The sequence below is a fragment of the Pantoea sp. FN0307 genome (assembly GCF_050113815.1).
Classification (GTDB): Bacteria; Pseudomonadota; Gammaproteobacteria; order Enterobacterales; family Enterobacteriaceae; genus Mixta; species Mixta alhagi.
Window position 1 is genome coordinate 1,557,766 of sequence record NZ_JBNJSO010000001.1, and the last position, 20,921, is coordinate 1,578,686.

Annotated in this window: 21 protein-coding genes; 14 read left to right on the plus strand and 7 right to left on the minus strand. The window is 55.3% G+C overall.

Annotated elements, in window-relative coordinates; all coding sequences use genetic code 11:
• Positions 1–27: 27 nt before the first annotated feature.
• On the plus strand, positions 28–402 hold the full coding sequence (locus ACQE3Z_RS07395; protein ID WP_426972987.1) for a LysE/ArgO family amino acid transporter: 375 nt from the start codon (positions 28–30) through the stop codon (positions 400–402).
• Positions 403–616: 214 nt separating this feature from the next.
• On the opposite strand, the gene icd is transcribed toward ACQE3Z_RS07395, so the two are convergent.
• Positions 617–1,870 (minus strand): NADP-dependent isocitrate dehydrogenase, encoded by a 1,254-nt coding sequence (gene icd, locus ACQE3Z_RS07400; protein ID WP_250652415.1) that lies wholly within the window; start codon positions 1,868–1,870, stop codon positions 617–619.
• 101 nt (positions 1,871–1,971) lie between these two features.
• Here icd and rluE point away from each other — a divergent pair, with 101 nt between their 5' ends.
• The 8 genes from rluE (at position 1,972) to ACQE3Z_RS07440 (ending at position 9,922) form a co-directional block, all read left to right on the plus strand.
• Positions 1,972–2,628, plus strand: a complete 657-nt coding sequence (rluE, locus tag ACQE3Z_RS07405; protein ID WP_426972988.1) for a 23S rRNA pseudouridine(2457) synthase RluE — start codon at positions 1,972–1,974, stop codon at positions 2,626–2,628.
• A 12-nt stretch (positions 2,629–2,640) separates the two neighbouring features.
• Positions 2,641–3,078, plus strand: coding sequence for an NUDIX domain-containing protein (locus ACQE3Z_RS07410; protein WP_250652414.1), 438 nt, complete (start codon positions 2,641–2,643; stop codon positions 3,076–3,078).
• A 98-nt stretch (positions 3,079–3,176) separates the two neighbouring features.
• Positions 3,177–4,289 (plus strand): tRNA 2-thiouridine(34) synthase MnmA, encoded by a 1,113-nt coding sequence (mnmA, locus tag ACQE3Z_RS07415; protein WP_250652413.1) that lies wholly within the window; start codon positions 3,177–3,179, stop codon positions 4,287–4,289.
• Between the two features lie 37 nt (positions 4,290–4,326).
• On the plus strand, positions 4,327–4,965 hold the full coding sequence (gene hflD / locus ACQE3Z_RS07420) for a high frequency lysogenization protein HflD (RefSeq protein ID WP_426972989.1): 639 nt from the start codon (positions 4,327–4,329) through the stop codon (positions 4,963–4,965).
• A 49-nt stretch (positions 4,966–5,014) separates the two neighbouring features.
• Entirely contained in the window at positions 5,015–6,385 is a 1,371-nt protein-coding gene (purB, locus tag ACQE3Z_RS07425; RefSeq protein WP_426972990.1) for an adenylosuccinate lyase, read from the plus strand.
• Positions 6,386–6,489: 104 nt separating this feature from the next.
• Positions 6,490–7,158 (plus strand): two-component system response regulator PhoP, encoded by a 669-nt coding sequence (phoP, locus tag ACQE3Z_RS07430; RefSeq protein WP_085072073.1) that lies wholly within the window; start codon positions 6,490–6,492, stop codon positions 7,156–7,158.
• 6 nt (positions 7,159–7,164) lie between these two features.
• Positions 7,165–8,625 carry a two-component system sensor histidine kinase PhoQ gene (gene phoQ / locus ACQE3Z_RS07435; RefSeq protein WP_426972991.1) on the plus strand — a complete coding sequence of 487 codons (1,461 nt, stop codon included), beginning with the start codon at positions 7,165–7,167 and terminating at the stop codon, positions 8,623–8,625.
• A gap of 172 nt (positions 8,626–8,797) precedes the next feature.
• Positions 8,798–9,922: a cupin domain-containing protein gene (locus ACQE3Z_RS07440; RefSeq protein ID WP_250652410.1), complete on the plus strand. Its 1,125-nt coding sequence runs from the start codon at positions 8,798–8,800 to the stop codon at positions 9,920–9,922.
• 79 nt (positions 9,923–10,001) lie between these two features.
• Here the strand turns inward: ACQE3Z_RS07440 and pepT are convergent, their stop codons facing one another.
• Complete coding sequence (pepT, locus tag ACQE3Z_RS07445) at positions 10,002–11,228, minus strand: peptidase T (protein WP_426972993.1); 1,227 nt, start codon at positions 11,226–11,228, stop codon at positions 10,002–10,004.
• A 270-nt stretch (positions 11,229–11,498) separates the two neighbouring features.
• Here pepT and potA point away from each other — a divergent pair, with 270 nt between their 5' ends.
• Genes potA through potD form a run of 4 tightly spaced genes read left to right on the plus strand, consistent with a single transcriptional unit; the run spans position 11,499 to position 15,286 of the window.
• A complete protein-coding gene (gene potA, locus ACQE3Z_RS07450) occupies positions 11,499–12,614 on the plus strand; it encodes a spermidine/putrescine ABC transporter ATP-binding protein PotA (protein WP_426972994.1) in 1,116 nt (371 codons plus the stop codon).
• On the plus strand, positions 12,598–13,458 hold the full coding sequence (gene potB / locus ACQE3Z_RS07455; protein WP_085072077.1) for a spermidine/putrescine ABC transporter permease PotB: 861 nt from the start codon (positions 12,598–12,600) through the stop codon (positions 13,456–13,458). Before potA ends, potB begins: the two co-directional genes overlap by 17 nt.
• Positions 13,458–14,228, plus strand: coding sequence for a spermidine/putrescine ABC transporter permease PotC (gene potC, locus ACQE3Z_RS07460; RefSeq protein ID WP_426972996.1), 771 nt, complete (start codon positions 13,458–13,460; stop codon positions 14,226–14,228). The genes potB and potC overlap by 1 nt, the downstream gene beginning before the upstream one ends.
• An 11-nt stretch (positions 14,229–14,239) precedes the next feature.
• Positions 14,240–15,286 carry a spermidine/putrescine ABC transporter substrate-binding protein PotD gene (gene potD / locus ACQE3Z_RS07465; protein ID WP_426972998.1) on the plus strand — a complete coding sequence of 349 codons (1,047 nt, stop codon included), beginning with the start codon at positions 14,240–14,242 and terminating at the stop codon, positions 15,284–15,286.
• Between the two features lie 136 nt (positions 15,287–15,422).
• On the opposite strand, the gene cobB is transcribed toward potD, so the two are convergent.
• From cobB to lolC, 5 genes are read right to left on the minus strand one after another with little or no spacing between them, the layout of a single operon-like run.
• Positions 15,423–16,262, minus strand: a complete 840-nt coding sequence (cobB, locus tag ACQE3Z_RS07470) for a Sir2 family NAD+-dependent deacetylase (protein WP_426972999.1) — start codon at positions 16,260–16,262, stop codon at positions 15,423–15,425.
• Positions 16,263–16,275: 13 nt separating this feature from the next.
• Positions 16,276–17,184: an N-acetylglucosamine kinase gene (gene nagK, locus ACQE3Z_RS07475; protein WP_426973090.1), complete on the minus strand. Its 909-nt coding sequence runs from the start codon at positions 17,182–17,184 to the stop codon at positions 16,276–16,278.
• A 22-nt stretch (positions 17,185–17,206) separates the two neighbouring features.
• The gene (lolE, locus tag ACQE3Z_RS07480; protein WP_426973001.1) at positions 17,207–18,448 is read right to left on the minus strand and encodes a lipoprotein-releasing ABC transporter permease subunit LolE; all 1,242 of its coding nucleotides are present in this window, start codon (positions 18,446–18,448) and stop codon (positions 17,207–17,209) included.
• Complete coding sequence (gene lolD / locus ACQE3Z_RS07485) at positions 18,448–19,152, minus strand: lipoprotein-releasing ABC transporter ATP-binding protein LolD (RefSeq protein ID WP_426973003.1); 705 nt, start codon at positions 19,150–19,152, stop codon at positions 18,448–18,450. Before lolD ends, lolE begins: the two co-directional genes overlap by 1 nt.
• Positions 19,145–20,344, minus strand: a complete 1,200-nt coding sequence (lolC, locus tag ACQE3Z_RS07490) for a lipoprotein-releasing ABC transporter permease subunit LolC (protein ID WP_426973005.1) — start codon at positions 20,342–20,344, stop codon at positions 19,145–19,147. The genes lolD and lolC overlap by 8 nt, the downstream gene beginning before the upstream one ends.
• A gap of 246 nt (positions 20,345–20,590) precedes the next feature.
• Here lolC and ACQE3Z_RS07495 point away from each other — a divergent pair, with 246 nt between their 5' ends.
• The gene (locus ACQE3Z_RS07495; RefSeq protein ID WP_426973007.1) at positions 20,591–20,809 is read left to right on the plus strand and encodes a hypothetical protein; all 219 of its coding nucleotides are present in this window, start codon (positions 20,591–20,593) and stop codon (positions 20,807–20,809) included.
• Positions 20,810–20,921: the final 112 nt, after the last annotated feature.

A 20,921-nucleotide genomic window follows, 5' to 3' on the forward strand; every position in this document is an offset into this window, starting at 1 on the left:
CTTTTAGCGTAACACCAGAGATCAATTATGTACCTGTCCGCAATACCGGCCGGTTTTATGACCGGGCTGGGTCTTATCATGGCTATCGGCGCACAGAACGCCTTTGCGCTGCGTCAGGGGCTGCAGCAACGGTATGTTGCTCTTGTCGTCATAGCTTTCTCACTCAGTGATATTGTGCTCATCATGGCCGGCGTGGCCGGTACGGGAAAGCTGGTTCAGGCATGGCCAGCGGCGCTTCAGGTGCTGCGCTTTGGCGGGGCAGCTTTTCTGGCGGCTTACGGGCTGATGGCTGCCAGGAGAGCCTTTAAGGGCAGTAATGCCCTTCGCCCGGCAGAAGAGGCCGCATCGGACTGGAAAAAAGTGCTGCTAACCGGTATGCCAGTGCAAACATTGATTTCGTGACACAGATGCTGGATAGCAGGATGTCATATATGTCAATGATTCAGAATGATATCCCCTATATCCTCGGAAGGCCGGCGAAAACACTGCGTGAATATTTCACTGAAAATAAAATCATGCTCATTGTTTCAGCAAAGAACATTCAATAAAGCAGCACAAACAAAAAAGCCAACATAAATTTAACAATCCATGTTGGCTATATTTTGTTAATCAGCGATTACATATTGTTGATAATCGCGTCGCCAAACTCTGAACATTTCAGCAGTTTAGCGCCTTCCATCAGACGTTCGAAGTCATAGGTCACGGTTTTCGCGGCAATCGCGCCTTCCATACCTTTAACAATCAGGTCTGCGGCCTCGAACCACTGCATGTGGCGCAGCATCATCTCAGCGGAAAGGATCACGGAACCCGGGTTTACTTTATCCTGGCCCGCATATTTCGGCGCGGTACCGTGGGTGGCTTCAAACAGCGCGCACTCGTCACCGATGTTTGCGCCCGGAGCGATACCGATACCGCCAACCTGCGCCGCCAGGGCGTCAGAAATGTAGTCACCGTTGAGGTTCATACAGGCGATAACATCATATTCAGCCGGACGCAGCAGGATCTGCTGCAGGAAGGCGTCAGCGATCACGTCTTTGATCACGATCTCTTTGCCGCTGTTCGGGTTCTTGATTTTCACCCACGGGCCGCCATCGATCAGCTCACCGCCGAACTCTTCACGCGCCAGCTGGTAGCCCCAATCTTTAAAGGCACCTTCGGTGAATTTCATGATGTTGCCTTTATGTACCAGCGTCACAGAATCGCGATCGTTGGTAATGGCATATTCAATCGCCGCACGCACCAGACGTTTGGTGCCTTCTTCAGAGCAAGGCTTCACGCCGATGCCGCACTGCTCCGGGAAACGGATTTTGGTTACACCCATCTCATCCTGCAGGAACTTGATGACTTTATCCGCTTCCGGCGTGCCCGCTTTCCACTCGATACCGGCATAGATGTCTTCACTGTTTTCACGGAAGATCACCATATCCGTATCCTGCGGACGCTTAACCGGGCTTGGAGTGCCCTGATAGTAACGAACCGGACGCAGACAGATATACAGGTCCAGCTGCTGACGCAGCGCAACGTTCAGAGAGCGAATACCGCCGCCAACCGGCGTGGTTAACGGACCTTTGATGGCAACGCGGTAATCCTTAATCAGGTCAAGGGTTTCCTCCGGCAGCCAGACATCCTGACCATACACCTGAGTTGATTTCTCACCGGTGTAAATTTCCATCCAGGAAATTTTTCGCTCGCCGTTGTAGGCTTTTTTCACAGCGGCATCAACCACTTTGATCATGACGGGAGAAACGTCTACGCCAATGCCATCACCCTCGATATAAGGGATGATCGGATTAGCGGGAACAACCAGTTTTCCCTGATCGTCGAGAGTGATTTTCTGACCTTCCGCCGGAACAACTACTTTGCTTTCCATTAACCTCTCCTTCGAGCGCTTTTTTGTTAATGATTTGTAAGATGCGCGTCAATACTACTTGAATATTGCCGTCGCGCCAATCATCTCAATTTCGCGTTATAATGCGCTCATTCAAGTCAAGTGCAAAGCTTATGCGTAAAACAGTTGTTAATAATCACCGAGTTAAACGATTCAGCCGCCCTGCTCCTGCAAAGCCGCAGCACAAGGGGCCGCGACGTGTGATCGTTTTTAACAAACCTTATGATGTTCTGCCGCAGTTTACCGATGAGGCGGGACGTTCCACCCTAAAAGATTTTGTTCCGGTTAGCGGCGTTTATGCGGCAGGCCGCCTGGACCGCGACAGCGAAGGCCTGATGGTGCTGACCAACGATGGCGCGCTACAGGCAAAGCTGACCCAGCCGGGCAAGCGTACCGGAAAAATTTATTACGTTCAGGTTGAAGGCGAGCCGGATGAAAGCGCGCTGCAGGCGCTGCGCAGTGGCATTATTCTGAAAGATGGCCCCACCCTGCCCGCCGAAGTAGAAAGCGTCGATGAACCCGCCTGGCTCTGGCCGCGTCAGCCGCCCATTCGTGAACGTAAATCGATTCCCGTCAGCTGGCTTAAAATAACCCTTTATGAAGGACGTAACCGCCAGGTTCGCCGCATGGCTGCACACGTTGGCTTTCCTGTTTTGCGTCTGATTCGTTATGGTATGGCATCGTTAACGCTGGATGATCTCGCGCCTGGCGAATGGCGTGACATTACCGATCGTTTTTAACCGGAGCAGCCTATGTACAAACCGCACGTTACCGTGGCCTGCATTGTGCAGGCGGAAGACGAACTGCTGGTGGTAGAAGAAACCATTAACGGTAAAGCAACCTGGAATCAGCCAGCCGGTCATCTGGAAGCAGAGGAAAGCCTGCTGCAGGCTGCCAGCCGTGAACTTTATGAGGAAACCGGCATTCAGGCGGAGATGAACAGTTTTCTCGGCGTGCAACAGTGGACCGCGCCGGATAAAACGCCTTTTATCCGTTTTCTGTTTGCCCTCGATCTACCGGAACGTCTGGAAACCCATCCGCAGGACAGTGATATCGACCGTTGCTGGTGGCTGCCGCCGCAGCAGATTTTAACCGCTAACCATCTGCGTTCGCCGCTGGTAGCGGAAAGCGTACGCATCTGGCAGAGCGGCGTTCGTTATCCGCTGTCGATGGTGCAGTTTTATCGATAATGGCTTTCCGCTCAGGCAACGTCCGCGTCGGGGATGCGTCGCTGACGCACGCGTGCTAGAATACGCCGCCTGTTTTTGTTCCTTGTCGTGAGTGTGTCATGTCTGACAACAGCCAGAAAAAAGTGATCGTCGGAATGTCCGGCGGCGTCGATTCTTCCGTTTCCGCCTGGTTACTGCAGCAGCAGGGTTATCAGGTGGAAGGGTTATTTATGAAAAACTGGGAAGAGGACGACGGCGAAGAGTATTGTACCGCTGCGGATGATCTGGCCGACGCCCAGGCCGTTTGCGACAAACTTGGCATGAAGCTGCATAAGGTTAACTTCGCAGCCGAATACTGGGATAACGTCTTCGAGCATTTCCTGGAAGAATACAAGGCGGGCCGTACGCCTAACCCCGATATTCTGTGCAACAAAGAGATCAAATTTAAAGCGTTCCTTGAGTTCGCGGCGGAAGATCTCGGCGCAGACTATATTGCTACCGGTCATTACGTGCGCCGCCAGGACAGCAATGGTCAAAGCCAGCTGCTGCGCGGTCTCGACGGCAACAAAGATCAAAGCTACTTTCTCTATACGCTCAGCCACCAGCAAATTGCACAGAGCCTGTTCCCGGTCGGCGAACTGTCGAAGCCGGAAGTGCGCCGCATTGCTGAACAGCTGGAGCTGGTGACCGCGAAGAAAAAAGATTCAACCGGTATCTGCTTTATCGGCGAGCGTAAATTTCGCGATTTCCTTGGGCGCTATCTGCCTGCTCAGCCAGGCGCTATCGTTACCGTTGATGGCCAGACGGTGGGCGAACATCAGGGTCTGATGTACCATACGCTTGGACAGCGGAAAGGGCTGGGCATTGGCGGCATGAAAGAGAGCAATGACGATCCCTGGTATGTGGTGGACAAAGATGTCGCCAGTAATCGCCTGATCGTCGCTCAGGGCGCCGACCATCCGCGTCTGATGTCGGTTGGATTGATTGCGCAACAGCTGCACTGGGTCGATCGCCAGGCGCTGCGTGAGCCGTTGCAATGCGTAGTGAAAACCCGTTACCGTCAGGAAGATATTCCCTGCGTTATCACCCCGCTGGATGATGATCGCATTGAGGTGCGCTTCGAGCAGCCGGTGGCCGCTGTGACGCCAGGCCAGTCCGCGGTATTTTACCTGGGCGAAATTTGCCTTGGCGGCGGTATTATCGAACAGCGTTTACCGCTGGTGCCGGCATAAATCGCGTGCGGCTTACGATGTGTATACAGGAGTAACCGTGGCTAAAAATTATTATGACATCACGCTGGCGCTGGCAGGGATCTGCCAGTCCGCGCACCTGGCACAGCAGCTGGCCCATCAGGGCCAGTGCGATGCGCAGGCGTTAAAAACCTCCCTGAGCAGCCTGCTCGATCTTAATCCCTCTTCCACTCTGGCGGTTTACGGTAACGATGAAGCCCAGCTGCGTTTTGGTCTTGAAACGCTGCTGGCGGTGCTGAGTAACCCCAGCCGTCAGGGGCTGGGAGCGGAACTGACGCGTTATACCCTAAGTATGATGGTGCTGGAGCGTAAGCTTAGCGCCAATAAATCTGCCCTAGATACGCTGGCCCAGCGCATTGCCCAGCTTGATCGCCAGCTGAGCCATTACGATATCGATTCCGAAACCATTATCGCCGCCATGGCCGGGATTTATGTGGATGTGATTAGTCCGCTTGGGCCACGCATTCAGGTGACAGGGTCACCTGCGGTGCTACAAAATTCTCAGGTACAGAACAAAGTGCGCGCCGCCCTGCTGGCGGGTATTCGTTCCGCTGTGCTCTGGCATCAGGTTGGCGGTGGCCGCCTGCAGTTAATGTTTTACCGAAACCGCCTTATCCGTGAGGCGAAACGTATTTTAGCCGGTATGCCTTCGGCCTGATCGGGCCGAATGCACCAGACCTTTAGTTAACGATCCAGGAGTTGCTCTGATGGAATTATCCTCTCTGACCGCCGTCTCACCTGTCGATGGTCGTTACGGCGACAAAGTCAGCCCACTGCGTGGCATTTTCAGCGAGTTCGGCCTGCTGAAATTCCGCGTTGCGGTTGAAGTTCGCTGGTTACAAAAACTGGCCGCGACTGCAGAGATCAAGGAAGTTCCTGCTTTTGACGCTGACGCAAACGCTTACCTTGATGCGATTGTGGCCAATTTTAATGAAAATGATGCTGCGCGCATCAAAACCATTGAACGCACCACTAACCACGACGTTAAAGCGGTTGAGTATTTCCTGAAAGAGAAAGTGGCCGATGTACCGGCGCTGCATGCCGTTTCCGAATTTATCCACTTTGCCTGTACCTCTGAGGATATCAATAACCTCTCTCATGCGCTGATGCTGGAAACGGCCCGCCGCGAAGTGATTCTGCCTTACTGGACGCAGCTGATTGATGCGGTAAAAGATCTGGCGCATCAGTATCGCGATATTCCGCTACTGTCACGTACTCACGGCCAGCCTGCAACCCCCTCGACGTTGGGCAAAGAGATGGCGAACGTCGCTTACCGTATGACGCGTCAGCTGCGTCAGCTGGAGCAGGTAGAGATTCTGGGCAAAATCAACGGCGCGGTCGGAAACTATAATGCTCATCTGGCAGCCTATCCGGAAGTTGACTGGCATCAGCTGAGCGAATCTTTCGTCACCTCGCTGGGCATCAGCTGGAACCCCTACACCACCCAGATCGAGCCGCACGACTATATTGCTGAACTGTTTGACTGTATTGCGCGCTTCAACACCATCCTGATCGATTTCGATCGCGATATCTGGGGTTATATCGCACTGAATCACTTCAAACAGAAAACCATCGCTGGCGAAATTGGCTCCTCGACAATGCCGCATAAAGTTAACCCGATCGATTTTGAAAACTCAGAAGGCAACCTCGGTCTGGCGAATGCCGTTATGCAGCATCTGGCGACCAAGCTGCCGGTTTCCCGCTGGCAGCGCGATCTGACCGATTCCACCGTGCTGCGTAATCTGGGCGTGGGTGTGGGTTATGCGCTTATCGCCTATCAGGCGACGCTGAAAGGTATCTCCAAGCTGGAAGTTAACCGCGATCGCCTGCTGGCGGAGCTGGACCAGAACTGGGAAGTGCTGGCGGAGCCGATTCAGACCGTTATGCGTCGTTACGGCATTGAAAAGCCGTATGAAAAGCTGAAAGAGCTGACGCGCGGCAAACGCGTGGACGCGGCTGGCATGCAGACGTTTATTGACAGCCTGGCGCTGCCGGAAGAAGAGAAAACCCGTCTGAAGCAGATGACCCCGGCAAACTACCTGGGTCGCGCAGTGCAGATGGTCGACGATCTGAAGTAAAGCCTTTTCCCGGACGCCTGGCGTCCGGGATTGCTCTGTGTTAACCCTCGGTTTATCCGTGCCCCTCTATACTCAACTCAAGATTATCTGTAAAGGAAAGGCATATGCGCGTTTTGGTTGTAGAGGATAACGGTTTACTGCGCCATCACCTCTCTGTGCAGCTGCGTGAAATGGGCCATCAGGTCGATGCGGCTGAAGATGCAAAAGAGGCAGATTATTTTCTGGCTGAACATTCACCTGATATTACGCTGGTTGATTTGGGGCTGCCCGATGAAGATGGGATGACGTTAATCCGTCGCTGGCGCGCTCAGGAGGTTAAACAACCGATCCTGGTACTGACCGCGCGCGAAGGCTGGCAGGCGAAAGTAGAAGCGCTGGAGGCCGGGGCGGATGATTATGTCACCAAGCCTTTCCATATTGAGGAAGTTGTGGCGCGCATGCAGGCGCTGATGCGGCGCAACAGCGGGCTGGCCTCGCAAATTATCAACCTCGCCCCTTTTCATATCGATCTCTCACGCCGTGAACTGACGGTAAACGATCAGTCAATCAAACTAACCGCCTTTGAATACACCATTATCGAAACTCTGATCCGTAACGTAGGCAAGGTGGTCAGTAAAGATTCGCTGATGTTGCAGCTCTACCCCGATGCAGAGCTGCGCGAAAGCCACACGATTGATGTGCTAATGGGTCGGCTGCGTAAAAAAATACAGGCGGCTTATCCGCAGGAAGTGATCACTACGGTTCGCGGTCAGGGCTACCGCTTCGATATTTAACCATCAATGAAAATCCTACAGGGCAAACGCCCTTTTTCGCTCCGCGCCCGCTTTCTGCTGGCGACGGCTGCCGTGGTGCTGATCCTCTCTCTTTCCTATGGCATGGTTGCGGTTGTTGGCTATATCGTCAGCTTTGACAAAACCACCTATCGCGTTATGCGCGGTGAAAGCAATCTGTTTTACACCCTCGCGCAATGGAAGAATAACCAGCTAACCATAGCCCAGCCGAAGCAGATGACGCTAAACTCGCCTACGCTGGTTTTTATTTACGACGAGCGCGGCAGACTGCTGTGGCAGCAGCGTGACGTGCCGGAAATTCGCCGTAAAATCCGTCCTGACTGGCTGAAAAAGCCCGACTTTTACGAAATCGATACCAGCAATCAGACCAGTGACAAAGCGCTGGGCGATGATCAGGCGGCCAAAATCAAGCTGCACGCCTATGATGATAACGGCGACGGCACCTTTACCCACTCGGTGGCGATAAATCGTTATGACGCCACCACCAGCCTGCCCGCGCTGACAGTCGTGGTGGTCGACTCGATTCCGCAGGAATTGCAACACTCCGACGTGGTCTGGTCATGGTTCAGCTATGTGCTGTTGGTTAACCTGCTGCTGGTGATCCCGCTGCTGTGGCTGGCAGCGCACTGGAGCCTGCGTCCTATCGGCACGCTGGCCAGCCAAATTCGCGAGCTGGAGAGCAGCCAGCGTGACGCGCTGGATCCCAATCCGCCGCAGGAGTTACGCAGCCTGGTGCGCAACCTGAATCTGCTGCTGGACAATGAACGCCAGCGCTATACGCGCTACCGCACCACGCTCTCCGATTTGACCCATAGCCTGAAGACGCCGCTGGCAGTGCTGCAAAGCACGCTACGCTCACTGCGCAGCGGTAAAAACTTCTCTGTTGAGCAGGCTGAGCCAATTATGCTGGAGCAGATCAGCCGCATCTCGCAGCAGATTGGTTACTATCTGCATCGCGCCAGCATGCAGGCAGATCACAACCCCTTAAAACGCGAACTGCATTCGGTTTCTGCGCAACTCGACAGCCTCTGTTCAGCGCTGAATAAAGTCTATCAGCGTAAAGGCGTCTCGCTGACGCTGGATATTTCCCCGGAAATCACCTTTGTCGGCGATCAGAATGATTTTATGGAAGTGATGGGCAACGTGCTGGATAACGCCTGTAAATATTGCCTGGAGTTTGTGGAAATCAGCGCGCGCCAGACCGACTCCACCCTTCAGCTGATTGTGGAAGATGATGGCCCGGGCATTCCGGAAAGCAAACGTGAGATGATCTTTCTGCGCGGCCAGCGTGCGGACACGCTGCGTCCGGGACAGGGATTAGGGCTGGCGGTAGCGCGCGATATTCTGGAGCAGTACGCAGGCGATATTGAAGCCGGAGCCAGTGCGCTGGGCGGCGCGCGCATGAAAGTGATTTTCCGGCGACAGGAAGTCGAACATAACCTTGAGTAGAACCGCGTCGCCGCTGTTATACTCTGGGTAATTCATGTTGCATAAAGGCCGCAGCGCAGCGCTCTCCGGCCAGGTAAGTTAGCGGAGTGAACAAAGCGCGCCAACGCACATGCAACCTCAAGGATAACAAGTATATACTTGCTATCCTTTCTCGCCTGTACTGGAAAACCTTATGGATTATCAGCTCGATCTTAACTGGACCGATTTTTTACAAAATTATTGGCAAAAACGCCCGGTCATCCTGAAACGCGGCTTTAAAAACTTTATCGATCCTATCTCTCCGGATGAGCTGGCGGGACTGGCGATGGAGAACGAAGTAGACAGTCGCCTGGTAAGTCAGCAGGACGGTAAATGGCAGGTGAGCCACGGCCCGTTCGAAAGTTACGATCATCTGGGTGAACATAACTGGTCGTTGCTGGTTCAGGCGGTTAACCACTGGCATGAGCCTGCCGCTGCGCTGATGCGCCCGTTCCGCTTTTTACCGGACTGGCGTATCGACGATCTGATGATCTCCTTTTCGGTGCCCGGCGGCGGCGTTGGCCCGCATCTGGATCAGTATGACGTGTTTATTATTCAGGGCACCGGCCGCCGTCGCTGGCGCGTTGGCGAAAAGGTGCCGCTGAAGCAGCACTGCCCCCATCCTGACCTGCTACAGGTTGAACCGTTTGACGCCATTATCGATGAAGAGATGGAACCGGGCGATATCCTCTATATTCCGCCGGGATTCCCGCATGAAGGCTACTCGCTGGAAAATGCGCTGAACTACTCCGTGGGATTCCGTGCGCCGAGCGGACGCGAGCTGATCAGCGGCTTCGCTGATTTTGTACTGGCTCGCGAGCTGGGCAGCCGCCGCTACAACGATCCGGAGATCGTGCCGCGTGACTGCCCGGCAGAGATCCTGCCGCAGGAGATCGACGGCATCCGTCAGCTCATGATGGAGGTTATCGATCAGCCGGAGCAGTTCCGTCAGTGGTTTGGCGAATTTATTTCACAGTCGCGTCATGAGCTGGATATTGCGCCGCCGGAGCCGCCCTATCAGCCCGATGAAATTTATGATGCCCTGCAGCAGGGCGATAAGCTGTCACGTCTTGGCGGGCTGCGGGTGCTGAAAATCGGCGACGCGGTGTTTATTAACGGCGAGCAGCTGGAATCCGCCTGGCCTGCAGCCTTAAATGCGCTGGCGGCCAAACAGACGCTGGGCCTGCAGGATTTTGCCGACGCGCTGGACGATCCGGCATTTCTGGCGCAGCTGGCCGGACTGGTCAATAACGGTTACTGGTATTTCAACGAAGGGTAACTGACTCTGCGAAAAACAGCGCCGGCATCTGCCGGTGAGCAACGCCTGCGGCGGCTGGAGAGATCCAGCCGCCTTTTTATTATTTTTTCTCAGCTGCCAGTCGGGCGATACCGACAATCACCTCTACCGTTTTTTGCATAATATCTAACGAGGCAAACTCATGCTTGCCATGATAGTTATAGCCGCCGGTAAAAATATTTGGGCAGGGCAAGCCTTTAAAAGAGAGCCAGGCCCCGTCGGTGCCGCCGCGAATCGGCTTCACATCGGGTTCTACCCCGCAGTTGCGCATCGCCTGCAACGCCAGCTCAATGCTGTGTGGATGCGCCTCGATGATCTCCCGCATATTGTAATAGCTGTCTTCTACCGTTACGTCGATATAGCAGTCGGGATTCAGCCCTTTACCGACACGTCGGGCAATATCAATCAGCTTCTGCTTACGCGCTTCAAAGCTGTCGCGATCGAAATCGCGCACGATATAGCTTAGCTCTGCACGCTCTACGCTGCCTTTAACGCCATGCAGATGGTAAAACCCTTCATAGCCGCTGGTAAACTGCGGTTTCTCAGTGGCCGGGACCTCGGCATGAAAGCGCATCGCCAGATCCAGCGCATTTACCATTACGCCCTTTGCCGTACCAGGATGGACATTATTGCCGACGATTTTTACCGTCACCGAGGCGGCATTAAAGTTTTCAAACTGGAACTCGCCCAGCCCGCTGCCATCAACGGTATAAGCCCAGTCCGCGCCAAAGGCGGCCACATCAAAATGTTCGGTGCCGCGCCCAACCTCTTCATCTGGCGTAAAGGCGATGCGAATCTCGCCATGCGGAATATCTCCCTGCGCCAGCTGCGCCACCGCAGTCATGATCTCCGCCACGCCCGCCTTATCATCTGCGCCAAGCAGGGTTTTACCGTCGGTTGTGATCAGCGTATGGCCGGTCAGCTGATGCAGTATCGGGAACATCACCGGAGACAGGATCTCTTCACCGATGCCAAGGGCAATATCCCCGCCGCGATAGTTCTCAACAATTTGCGGGTTAACATGCTTGCCGCTGAAATCGGGCGAGGTATCAACGTGAGAAATAAAGCCGATCACCGGCGTGGGATAATCCACATTTGCCGGTAAGGTCGCCATCACGCAGCAGTGCTCGCTGAGGGTTACATCTTTCAGCCCCAGCTCGGTTAGCTCTTTCTGCAGTTCCCTGGCCAGCTGCCACTGCCCTTCCGTGCTGGGAACCTGGCGCGCATGCGGACGCGACTGCGTATCAAACGAAACATAGTGTAAAAACCGGTCGAGTAGCGTTGTCATCTTTCTTCTCTCTCAATGGCAGTGAGCTATTATGGAAAGCCTGCGTTGCCAACATATTGCGTCAGGTCATAGTGTTAAAGCGTAGTGTGCAAAAAGGTAAATCGCTTTTTTATCCAGGTAAATAGCGGTTATTGGCCTGCAAGCATGGAATTAGCGCGTTTTTAGGGTATCATCGCGCCCCTGACTTTGTTGGCTGGTTGACCGTAGCGACCGGCTCTACACACATACAGGCAGCCCTGACTGCCGATAACTTCGGGCTGAGTGACTAAAATGACGCAAACACGCGCGCAAACGGCGCTGGTTACGCTTTCTGGCATCAGTAAAGCTTTTGACGGCAAAGAAATTATTGCCGACTTTAACCTGACCATACACCACGGCGAGTTTATTACCTTGCTGGGCCCTTCAGGCTGCGGTAAAACCACTATTCTGCGCCTGATCGCGGGCCTGGAAGAGACCGACAGCGGGGAGATCGTTCTCGACGGTGAAACCATTACCGCCACGCCCGCCGAACACCGCCACGTTAATACCGTTTTCCAGAGCTATGCTCTGTTTCCGCATATGTCGGTGTTTGAGAATGTCGCTTTTGGCCTGCGCATGCAAAAAACGCCAGCGGCAGAAATTACTGCGCGCGTTAACGAGGCGCTGGCGATGGTGCAGCTGGACAGTTTTGCCGATCGCCGTCCGCACCAGCTCAGCGGCGGCCAGCAGCAGCGCGTCGCCATTGCGCGCGCGGTGGTGAATCGTCCTAAAGTCCTGCTGCTGGATGAATCGCTGTCGGCGCTGGATTACAAGCTGCGCAAGCAGATGCAGAATGAACTGAAAGCGTTGCAGCGTAAGCTGGGCATTACCTTTGTGTTCGTTACCCACGATCAGGAAGAGGCGCTCAGCATGTCGGATCGCATCGTGGTGCTGCGCGACGGACGTATTGAGCAGGACGGCTCGCCGCGTGAGATTTATGAAGAACCCGCTAACCTGTTTGTGGCGCGTTTTATCGGCGAGATCAACGTGTTCGACGCGGTGGTTATTGCGCCGCTGGATAATCAGCGCGTCCGCGCCCGCGTTGAAGGGCGCGAATGCGATATTCTGGTGCCCTTTCCGGTGGTTGCCGGTCAGCATCTTCATGTCCTGCTGCGTCCGGAAGATCTGCGCGTTGAAGAAATTAGTGATAACGAAGGTGCAGAAGGCCTGGTGGGCTTTGTGCGCGAACGCAATTACAAAGGCATGACGCTGGAATCCACCGTTGAGCTGGAAAACGGCAAGCTGGTGACCGTCAGCGAATTCTTTAACGAGGACGATCCCGATTTTGACCATTCACTGAATCAAAAGATGGCGATTACCTGGGTTGAAAGCTGGGAGGTGGTGCTGCCTGATGAAAATGATGCGTAACCGCTTTCAGAAAACCATTATCACGCTGATCGTCGGCTGGCTGGTGCTGTTTGTGTTTTTGCCCAACCTGATGATTATCGCCACCAGTTTTCTGACGCGTGATGACGCCAGTTTTGTCCGCCTGGCGCTGACCTTCGATAACTATACCCGGCTGCTCGATCCGCTTTACGCCTCGGTACTGCTGCATTCGCTCAATATGGCGTTGATCGCCACGCTTTGCTGTTTGCTGCTCGGCTATCCTTTCGCCTGGTGCCTGACAAAGCTGCCGGCGCGTATCCGTCCGGTGATGTTGTTTCTGCTGATTGTGCCATTCTGGACCAACTCGCTGATCCGCATTTATGGCCTGAAAATTTTTCTCAGCACGCGCGGCTGGCTCAATGAGTTTCTGCTATGGCTGGGGCTAATTGATAAGCCTTTTCGCATTATGTATACCTCCGAAGCGGTGGTGCTGGGGCTGGTCTATATCCTGCTGCCGTTTATGGTGATGCCTCTCTACTCCAGCCTGGAAAAGCTGGATAAGCCCTGTCTGGAGGCGGCGCGCGATCTCGGTGCCAGCAAGCTGCAAACATTTTGGCGCATTATTTTACCGCTGACGATGCCGGGCATTGTTGCAGGTTGTCTGCTGGTGTTGCTGCCGGCGATGGGGCTGTTTTTTGTCGCTGACCTGATGGGCGGCGCGAAAAACCTGCTGATCGGCAACGTGATTAAGAGTCAGTTCCTGAATATTCGCGACTGGCCGTTTGGCGCGGCCACCAGCATTGTTTTGACGCTGGTGATGGGCCTGATGCTGCTGTTCTACTGGCGTGCAGCGCGCATGCTGAACAAGAAAGTGGAGCTGGAATAATGGTTAAAACATTACGCAGCGGCTTTATGTTTCTTATTTATGCCTGGCTGTATATTCCGATCGTTATCCTGATCGTTAACTCTTTCAACGCCTCACGTTTCGGCATTAACTGGCAGGGCTTCAGCACCCAGTGGTATGCATTGTTAATGAACAACGATAGCCTGATCCAGGCGGCGCAGCATTCGCTGATCATGGGCGTGCTCTCAGCCAGTTTCGCCACGCTGATCGGCGCGCTGACGGCGGTGGCGCTCTACCGCTACCGCTTTCGCGGCAAGCCGTTTGTCAGCGGTATGCTGTTTGTGGTGATGATGTCGCCCGATATTGTTATGGCGATCTCCCTGCTGGTTCTGTTTATGCTGCTGGGGATTTCGCTGGGCTTCTGGTCGCTGCTGGTTTCGCATATTACCTTTTGCCTGCCGTTTGTGGTGATTACCGTCTACTCACGCCTGAAAGGCTTCGATGTCAGGATGCTGGAGGCGGCACGCGATTTGGGGGCCAGCGAAGCAACCATCCTGCGTAAAATTATTCTGCCGCTGGCGATGCCAGCCGTTGCCGCAGGCTGGCTGCTGAGCTTTACCCTGTCGATGGATGACGTGGTGGTCTCCTCGTTTGTGACCGGGCCAGGCTTTGAGATCCTGCCGCTGAAAATTTACTCAATGGTAAAAGTCGGCGTTTCGCCGGAGGTGAACGCACTGGCGACCATCCTGATGGTGCTGTCGCTGCTGCTGGTCGCCGCGAGTCAGCTGTTGCTGCGTGATAAAACAAAATAAGAGGAAAAGTCATGAAGAAATGGGGTTACTGGCTGGCGGCTGGGGCGCTGGCGCTGGGCTTACAGAGCGCGCAGGCCGCTGATGACGGCAAAACGCTTTATTTCTATAACTGGACTGAATATGTCCCGCCGGGGCTGCTGGAGCAGTTCACCAAAGAGACCGGCATTAAGGTGATCTATTCCACCTACGAATCCAATGAAAGCATGTACGCCAAGCTGAAAACTTATAAAGATGGCGCGTATGACCTGGTGGTGCCTTCCACCTATTTTGTGGCGAAAATGCGCAACGAAGGCATGATCCAGAAAATCGACAAAAGCAAGCTGAGCAATTTCAGCAATCTCGATCCGAGCCTGCTGAACAAGCCGTTCGATCCCAACAATGATTATTCGATCCCGTACATTTGGGGCGCAACGGCCATCGGCATTAATACCGATGCGATGGATGCAAAAAGCGTTACCGGCTGGGCCGATCTGTGGAAGCCGGAATATAAGCAGAGCCTGCTGTTAACCGACGATGCGCGTGAAGTTTTCCAGGTGGCGCTGCGTAAGCTGGGTTATTCCGGTAATACCCGCGATGCTAAAGAGATCAATGCCGCATATGAAGAGCTGAAAAAGCTGATGCCAAATGTGCTGGCATTTAATTCCGATAATCCCGGCAATCCCTTTATGGAAGGCGAAGTAAATCTGGGCATGATCTGGAACGGTTCGGCTTATGTCGCACGTCAGGCAGGCACCCCGCTGGAAGTGGTCTGGCCGAAAGAAGGCGGCATTTTCTGGATGGATAGCCTGGCGATACCGGCAAATGCGAAAAACAAAGAAGGCGCACTGAAGCTGATTAACTTCCTGCTGCGTCCGGATGTTGCCGCGCAGGTGGCGGAAACCATCGGTTATCCGACACCGAACCTGGCGGCGAAAAAGCTGCTACCGGCCAGCGTGGCTAACGATCCGTCACTCTATCCGTCTGCAGAGGTGATCAAAAATGGCGAGTGGCAGGATGACGTTGGCGACGCCAGCGTCCAGTATGAGATGCTGTTCCAAAAGCTGAAGGCGGGACGTTAACAACAGCTGGCGGAACACCCAGCTGGCATGCAAAAGTAAAAGGGCATGCGGGAGAAGCTCCCGCATGCCCTGAATAGTTATCAGGCCGCATCACCCTGCCGCTGAAATCAGCTACTGACAACGGCCTGAGGCAGGGTCATACCAGCCGATAAAGCCCTTTCTGAAACTTCTCTACCCAGGCAGGCACCACTTCGCTCGCCAGCCCGTAGTGCTTTTCAGCAAACTGATTACCCACCTGGCTCGGCTCCAGATTTAGCTCAACGGTATGGACGCCCTGCTGTTTCGCTTCATGTACGAAACCTGCGGCCGGATAGACATGACCGGAGGTGCCGATCGCCAGAAAATAGTCCGCCTCAGAGAGCGCCTGATAGATGTCATCCATTCCCAGCGGCATTTCACCAAACCAGACTACGTGCGGGCGCAGACGGGCAGGAAACTGACAGCAGTGGCAACGATCATCGGCGCTTAAATCACCGGTCCACTCCAGCACCTGCCCGCTCATTTCACAGCGCACCTTAAGCAGCTCGCCGTGCATATGCAGCACGCGCTGGCTACCGGCGCGCTCGTGCAGGTTATCAATATTCTGCGTAACCAGCAGGAAGTTGTCACCCAGCACCGATTCCAGCTCCGCCAGCGCCAGATGCGCGGCATTAGGCTGGATTTCCGGCTGCTGCAGCTGGCGGCGGCGCGCATTGTAAAATGCCTGCACCAGCGCCGGATCGCGCCTGAAGCCCTCCGGCGTAGCGACATCTTCAATACGATGCTCTTCCCAGAGGCCATCATCGGCGCGAAAAGTACGAATGCCCGATTCGGCGGAAATGCCTGCACCGGTCAACACCACCACCCGAGGCTGCGGATGTGCCGCCAGCTCAGCGTTACGATCCCGTTCAAAAATACGCTGCCGGAAACGCTGATGCATCTTGCGCCTGGTTTTACGAAAGCGCGCAATACGTAAACGGCGACGGGGTGTGCGCATAAAAACTCCTTAATTACCTGAGATGCAGGAATGCGGCACCGCGCATTCCGCCCGCATCGCCATGACGCGCCTGTGCAAAGCGCGGCGGCTTCGCCCGCGGCAGCAGGTGCGGCTGCACCTGCTCTGCCAGCCCGTCATAGAGCGCTGCGAAATTAGACAATCCGCCACCCAGCACCACTAAATGCGGATCGAGCAGGGTAAGCAGATTGCCGAGACAAACCGCCAGCAGCGCACGAAAGCGCTCGGTATGCGCCTGCGCCTGTGGATCGCCCTGATAATAGCGTTCAATAATCACGGGCGCACTGAGCGTCTGCTGATAAAAGTGGTGAAACAGCCAGGAGAAACCCTGACCGGAAAGCAAGGTTTCAATGCAGCCGCGTTTACCGCAGCCGCACTGTCGCAGCGGAATATCCTGTCCCAGCAGCGCCAGCGCATCCACCGGCAGGCGCATATGCCCCGCTTCACCGGTGATAAAGCTACGCCCTGAGACCGGCTTGCCGTCAACCACCAGCCCGCCGCCGACGCCGGTGCCGAGGATCAGCCCCAGCACGACCGGATAAGCGCGAAACGCCTCATCCCAGGCCTCGGAGAGCGCGAAACAGTTAGCGTCGTTATCGATGCGCACTTCACGTCCCAGCCGCTCGCTGAGATCGCGGCCAAGGCGTTGCCCCTGCGCCGCCGGCACGTTGGCGGTGAAGAGCGTGCCATCGTCGGGATTGGGCAGGCCCGGCACGCCTACGCCAACGCTGCCGCGTTGGCCGGTAATGGCATCCGCCTCCGCCGTCAGGCGGGTAAAACTCTCCAGCAGCTGCGCGTAGTCGTCACGCGGCGTCGGGACGCGCTTGCTCCATACCAGCTGGCGCTGCGCATCGTAAACGCCGAGGGCGATTTTGCTGCCGCCCATATCGAAACCGTAAAACATCGCTTTATCCGCCACGATAAACCTACTGCCCGCTTAACACGCGTGCCGGATCGATACGGCTGGCACGCCGCGCCGGATACCAGCTGGCCACCAGGCTCAAAACGATAGCGGTCGCCAGCACCGAAGCCACATCCAGCCAGTGCAGTTCTGAAGGCAGGAAATCAATAAAGTAGATATCGCCGGAGAGAAAATGATGTCCGGTCAGATGTTCAATTCCGCGCATCAGCGGCGTCAGGTACAGCGCGGCCAGCACGCCTGCCACCGCGCCGCTTACGCTGCCCAACAAACCGGCACGCAGCCCGTACCAGACAAAGATCGCGCGGATCAGACCATCCTTCGCCCCCAGCGTGCGCAGCACGGCGATATCGCTGCTTTTATCTTTCACCGCCATTACCAGCGTGGAAACAATATTAAAGCAGGCAACGCCAATCACCAGCACCATCGCCAGATACATAATGGCGCGGATCATCTGAATATCACGATACATATAACCGTAGGTGCCGATCCAGCTGCGGATATAAACGTAGGCCTTCGTTACCTCGCCCGCATCACGCACCAGCTTAACGGCGTTAAAAGGATCGTTCATTTTCAGCGCAATGCCGGTTACCTTGTCCGTCATATCGAGATATTTTTGCGCATCGGCCAGCGGCACCAGCGCCAGGCTATGATCGAGCATCCCGCTGAGCTGCAGGATGCCGCTGACCTGTAAGCGGATACGCTTGGGCTGCAGCAGCTTATTTTGCCCGTCGCTGTTGGGGATCATCACCGTCAGCCAGTCGCCCTGCCTGACACCTAACGATTTCGCCGCACCGCTGCCGATGATGATTTGCTGTTTACCGGCGCTAAAGCTGGCCCAGGCATTATTCTGCACAAACTGCGGTAGCGCGCTCAGGCGCTTTTCCTGCGCGGGGTCGACCCCTTTCACCTGAATCGCCTGTAGCTTCGCACCGCTTTCAATCAGACCGGTAAAGTTGATGTACGGCGCGGCGGCGGCGATGCCCGGCACCTGCTCCATACGCGGCAACAGCGACTGCCAGCCGGAAAGCGGGTCGTTAACCGGTTCGATTTCACCGTGCGGCACCACCGCCAGAATGCGATTATTCAGCTCGCGTTCAAAGCCATTCATCGCGCTCAGGCCAACGATTAACACTGCCACACCCAGCGCAATGCCCAGCGTGGAGATCACCGAAATCAGCGAAACCATGCCCCCACGCCGCCGTCCGCTGCTGAAGCGCGTCGCTAACAGTAAGGATAATGAAGCCATTACAGCGCTCCTGCCAGCGTGACCTGCTCGCTGAGCTGACCGTCACGCATTTCGCGCTGCGCGGGCAGCCGTTTCGCCAGGTGCAGATCGTGCGTCACCACCAGAAAAGCGGTGCCCTGACGCACGTTCAGCTCGCCCAGCAGATCGAAGATCGCATCGGCATTACGGGCATCCAGGTTGCCGGTCGGCTCATCGGCCATCACCAGGCGCGGGTTGTTGACCAACGCACGCGCAATGGCCACGCGCTGACGTTCACCGCCGGAAAGTTCAGCAGGACGATGCGCTGCACGCTTTTCCAGGCCCACCGCACGCAGCATTTCCAGCGCACGATCCTGCGCCTCCTGCTTGCTTTTTTTGCCAATCAGCAGCGGCATCGCCACGTTTTCCAGCGCGGTAAAATCGGGCAGAAGATGGTGAAACTGATAGATAAAGCCCAGCTCGCGGTTACGCAGCTCAGCTTTTTGCGCCGAAGACATACTGCTAAGCGCGCGGCCGTTGAACAGCACATCGCCGGAGGTAGGCGCATCCAGACCACCCAGCAGATGCAGCAGCGTACTTTTGCCGGAGCCGGAGCTGCCGACAATGGCCATCATTTCGCCGGGCCGCATGGTGAAACTGACGTCGCGTAACACGTCTGTCTGCACGCTCCCTTCCTGATAGCGTTTGCACAGTTGGTTACACTGTAACAGATTCAAATCACTCATAGCGTAAAGCCTCAGCAGGTTGTACGGCGGCAGCGCGCCAGGATGGATAAAGCGTCGACAACAGCGCCAGCGCCATCGCCGTCAGCGCAATGGCAATCACCTGCCAGAAAGAGATATCCACCGGCAATGCCGCGCCATCAAGAAACATACCGATAACCGGCATCAAATTATTAAGCTGACTGGCCAGCAGCACGCCCAGCAGCGTGCCGAGCAGCGCGCCGATAATGCCGGCGCTGGCACCCTGCACCATAAACACCAGCATAATCTGCCGCCGCGTCAGCCCCTGGGTTTGCAGGATCGCCACCTCGCCCTGCTTCTCCATGATCAGCAGGCCGAGCGAGGTAATGATGTTAAACGCCGCTACGGCGATAATCAGGCTCAGCAGCAGCCCCATCATGTTTTTTTCCATGCGCACCGCCTGGAACAGATCGCCTTTGCGATCGCGCCAGTCTTTCCATACCAGCCCCGCCGCCAGCGGTTGCTGACTGACGCTGTCCACTTCCAGCGGGTTATCCAGCCACAACCGCCAGCCGGTAATATTGCCCGCCGGATAACGCATTAACCTCGAGGCGTCCTGCTGGTTTACCAGCATCTGATAGCCGTCAACTTCGCTGTTGGCGGCAAAGGTGCCGATTACATTAAACAGGCGCTGGCTGGGCAGGCGGCCCATCGGGGTAAACTGGCTGGCGGAAGGCACCATCAGACGCAGCTGCTCGCCGCGCTTCACGCCCAGCTGTGCAGCCAGTTGCTCGCCCAGGATCACGTTGTACTGCCCCGGCTGCAGCGCCTGCTGCTGTGCATTAACCAGATAAGGCGTCAGAGGATCGTTCTCATCAGGCTGCACGCCGAGCATCACGCCCACCGCCACGCTACGCGCGCTTTGCAGCACGACATCGCCAGTGGTTAATGGCGCGATACGCTGTACGCCCTGTAAATTCAGGCTGCTGGCGGGCTGTTGCTGCGGGTTGATTGAGCCTTTGTCGCTGGTGATTAGCGCCTGCGGCATCAGGCCAAGAATATTGCCTTCCAGCTCGCGCTCAAAACCGTTCATTACCGACAGAACGGTAACCAGCGCCAGCACGCCTAAGGTGATGCCGATAGTGGAAAGCCAGGAAACAAACCGACCAAAGCGGTCTGAGGCACGTCCGCGCATATAGCGCAAACCGATAAATAACGCGACAGGTTGATACATGAGATCCGTCTTATGCGTAGCAAAAAGCAAAAGTAGTCAGGATGATAAAGGAGCCGCTTGTTTTATGGAACCTTTACCCGTCCGAGTTAATGGTAAAGATGCATCAGAATTTTTCCGCTGCGCTCTGTTGCACAAAAAAGTCTCCTACGCTGAAGATTACCCTGCGCTAATCTGCACTATACTTGCCCTTGCTATTTAAAGGGTTAATGTAACTAATTAGCCGTGCCGCTGGCACCGGAGCCGCTTATGAGTAAGTATCTAAAAGGCAATATTGTCAAACATCAGTCTGGTGAAATTCGCGGTCAGGTGGTTACGGTTTTCGCACAGGGAAATTTTCCCGCCAGCTATCATGTTCAATGGGATGACGGCACCTGGAGTCTGCATGCGGAGAAAGAGCTGGAGTGGGCAAATAGCGATCGTCACGTTGTGAATGATGTGAATGATTTCTCGCCTCGCGCGCGCTAAAGCGCAACACCGCCAGTTAACGTTAAGGCTGAAGAGCGCCCGCCAGGCAAAAAGCCTGCCGCAGCAGATGATCCCCGCCGCGTTCTGTGGAATGATTATGCCCCTGAAATAA

What these genes read in the sequence shown, in the direction of transcription:
- ACQE3Z_RS07495 (WP_426973007.1), top strand. Translation starts at nt 20,591, where the DNA reads ATGAGTAAGTATCTAAAAGGCAATATTGTCAAACATCAGTCTGGTGAA.
- pepT (WP_426972993.1), bottom strand. Translation starts at nt 11,228, where the DNA reads ATGACAACGCTACTCGACCGGTTTTTACACTATGTTTCGTTTGATACG.
- icd (WP_250652415.1), bottom strand. Translation starts at nt 1,870, where the DNA reads ATGGAAAGCAAAGTAGTTGTTCCGGCGGAAGGTCAGAAAATCACTCTC.
- phoP (WP_085072073.1), top strand. Translation starts at nt 6,490, where the DNA reads ATGCGCGTTTTGGTTGTAGAGGATAACGGTTTACTGCGCCATCACCTC.
- nagK (WP_426973090.1), bottom strand. Translation starts at nt 17,184, where the DNA reads ATGTTTTACGGTTTCGATATGGGCGGCAGCAAAATCGCCCTCGGCGTT.
- lolE (WP_426973001.1), bottom strand. Translation starts at nt 18,448, where the DNA reads ATGGCTTCATTATCCTTACTGTTAGCGACGCGCTTCAGCAGCGGACGG.
- rluE (WP_426972988.1), top strand. Translation starts at nt 1,972, where the DNA reads ATGCGCTCATTCAAGTCAAGTGCAAAGCTTATGCGTAAAACAGTTGTT.
- potB (WP_085072077.1), top strand. Translation starts at nt 12,598, where the DNA reads ATGAAAATGATGCGTAACCGCTTTCAGAAAACCATTATCACGCTGATC.
- ACQE3Z_RS07410 (WP_250652414.1), top strand. Translation starts at nt 2,641, where the DNA reads ATGTACAAACCGCACGTTACCGTGGCCTGCATTGTGCAGGCGGAAGAC.
- phoQ (WP_426972991.1), top strand. Translation starts at nt 7,165, where the DNA reads ATGAAAATCCTACAGGGCAAACGCCCTTTTTCGCTCCGCGCCCGCTTT.
- lolD (WP_426973003.1), bottom strand. Translation starts at nt 19,152, where the DNA reads ATGAGTGATTTGAATCTGTTACAGTGTAACCAACTGTGCAAACGCTAT.
- ACQE3Z_RS07440 (WP_250652410.1), top strand. Translation starts at nt 8,798, where the DNA reads ATGGATTATCAGCTCGATCTTAACTGGACCGATTTTTTACAAAATTAT.
- cobB (WP_426972999.1), bottom strand. Translation starts at nt 16,262, where the DNA reads ATGCGCACACCCCGTCGCCGTTTACGTATTGCGCGCTTTCGTAAAACC.
- potA (WP_426972994.1), top strand. Translation starts at nt 11,499, where the DNA reads ATGACGCAAACACGCGCGCAAACGGCGCTGGTTACGCTTTCTGGCATC.
- lolC (WP_426973005.1), bottom strand. Translation starts at nt 20,344, where the DNA reads ATGTATCAACCTGTCGCGTTATTTATCGGTTTGCGCTATATGCGCGGA.
- potD (WP_426972998.1), top strand. Translation starts at nt 14,240, where the DNA reads ATGAAGAAATGGGGTTACTGGCTGGCGGCTGGGGCGCTGGCGCTGGGC.
- ACQE3Z_RS07395 (WP_426972987.1), top strand. Translation starts at nt 28, where the DNA reads ATGTACCTGTCCGCAATACCGGCCGGTTTTATGACCGGGCTGGGTCTT.
- potC (WP_426972996.1), top strand. Translation starts at nt 13,458, where the DNA reads ATGGTTAAAACATTACGCAGCGGCTTTATGTTTCTTATTTATGCCTGG.
- purB (WP_426972990.1), top strand. Translation starts at nt 5,015, where the DNA reads ATGGAATTATCCTCTCTGACCGCCGTCTCACCTGTCGATGGTCGTTAC.
- mnmA (WP_250652413.1), top strand. Translation starts at nt 3,177, where the DNA reads ATGTCTGACAACAGCCAGAAAAAAGTGATCGTCGGAATGTCCGGCGGC.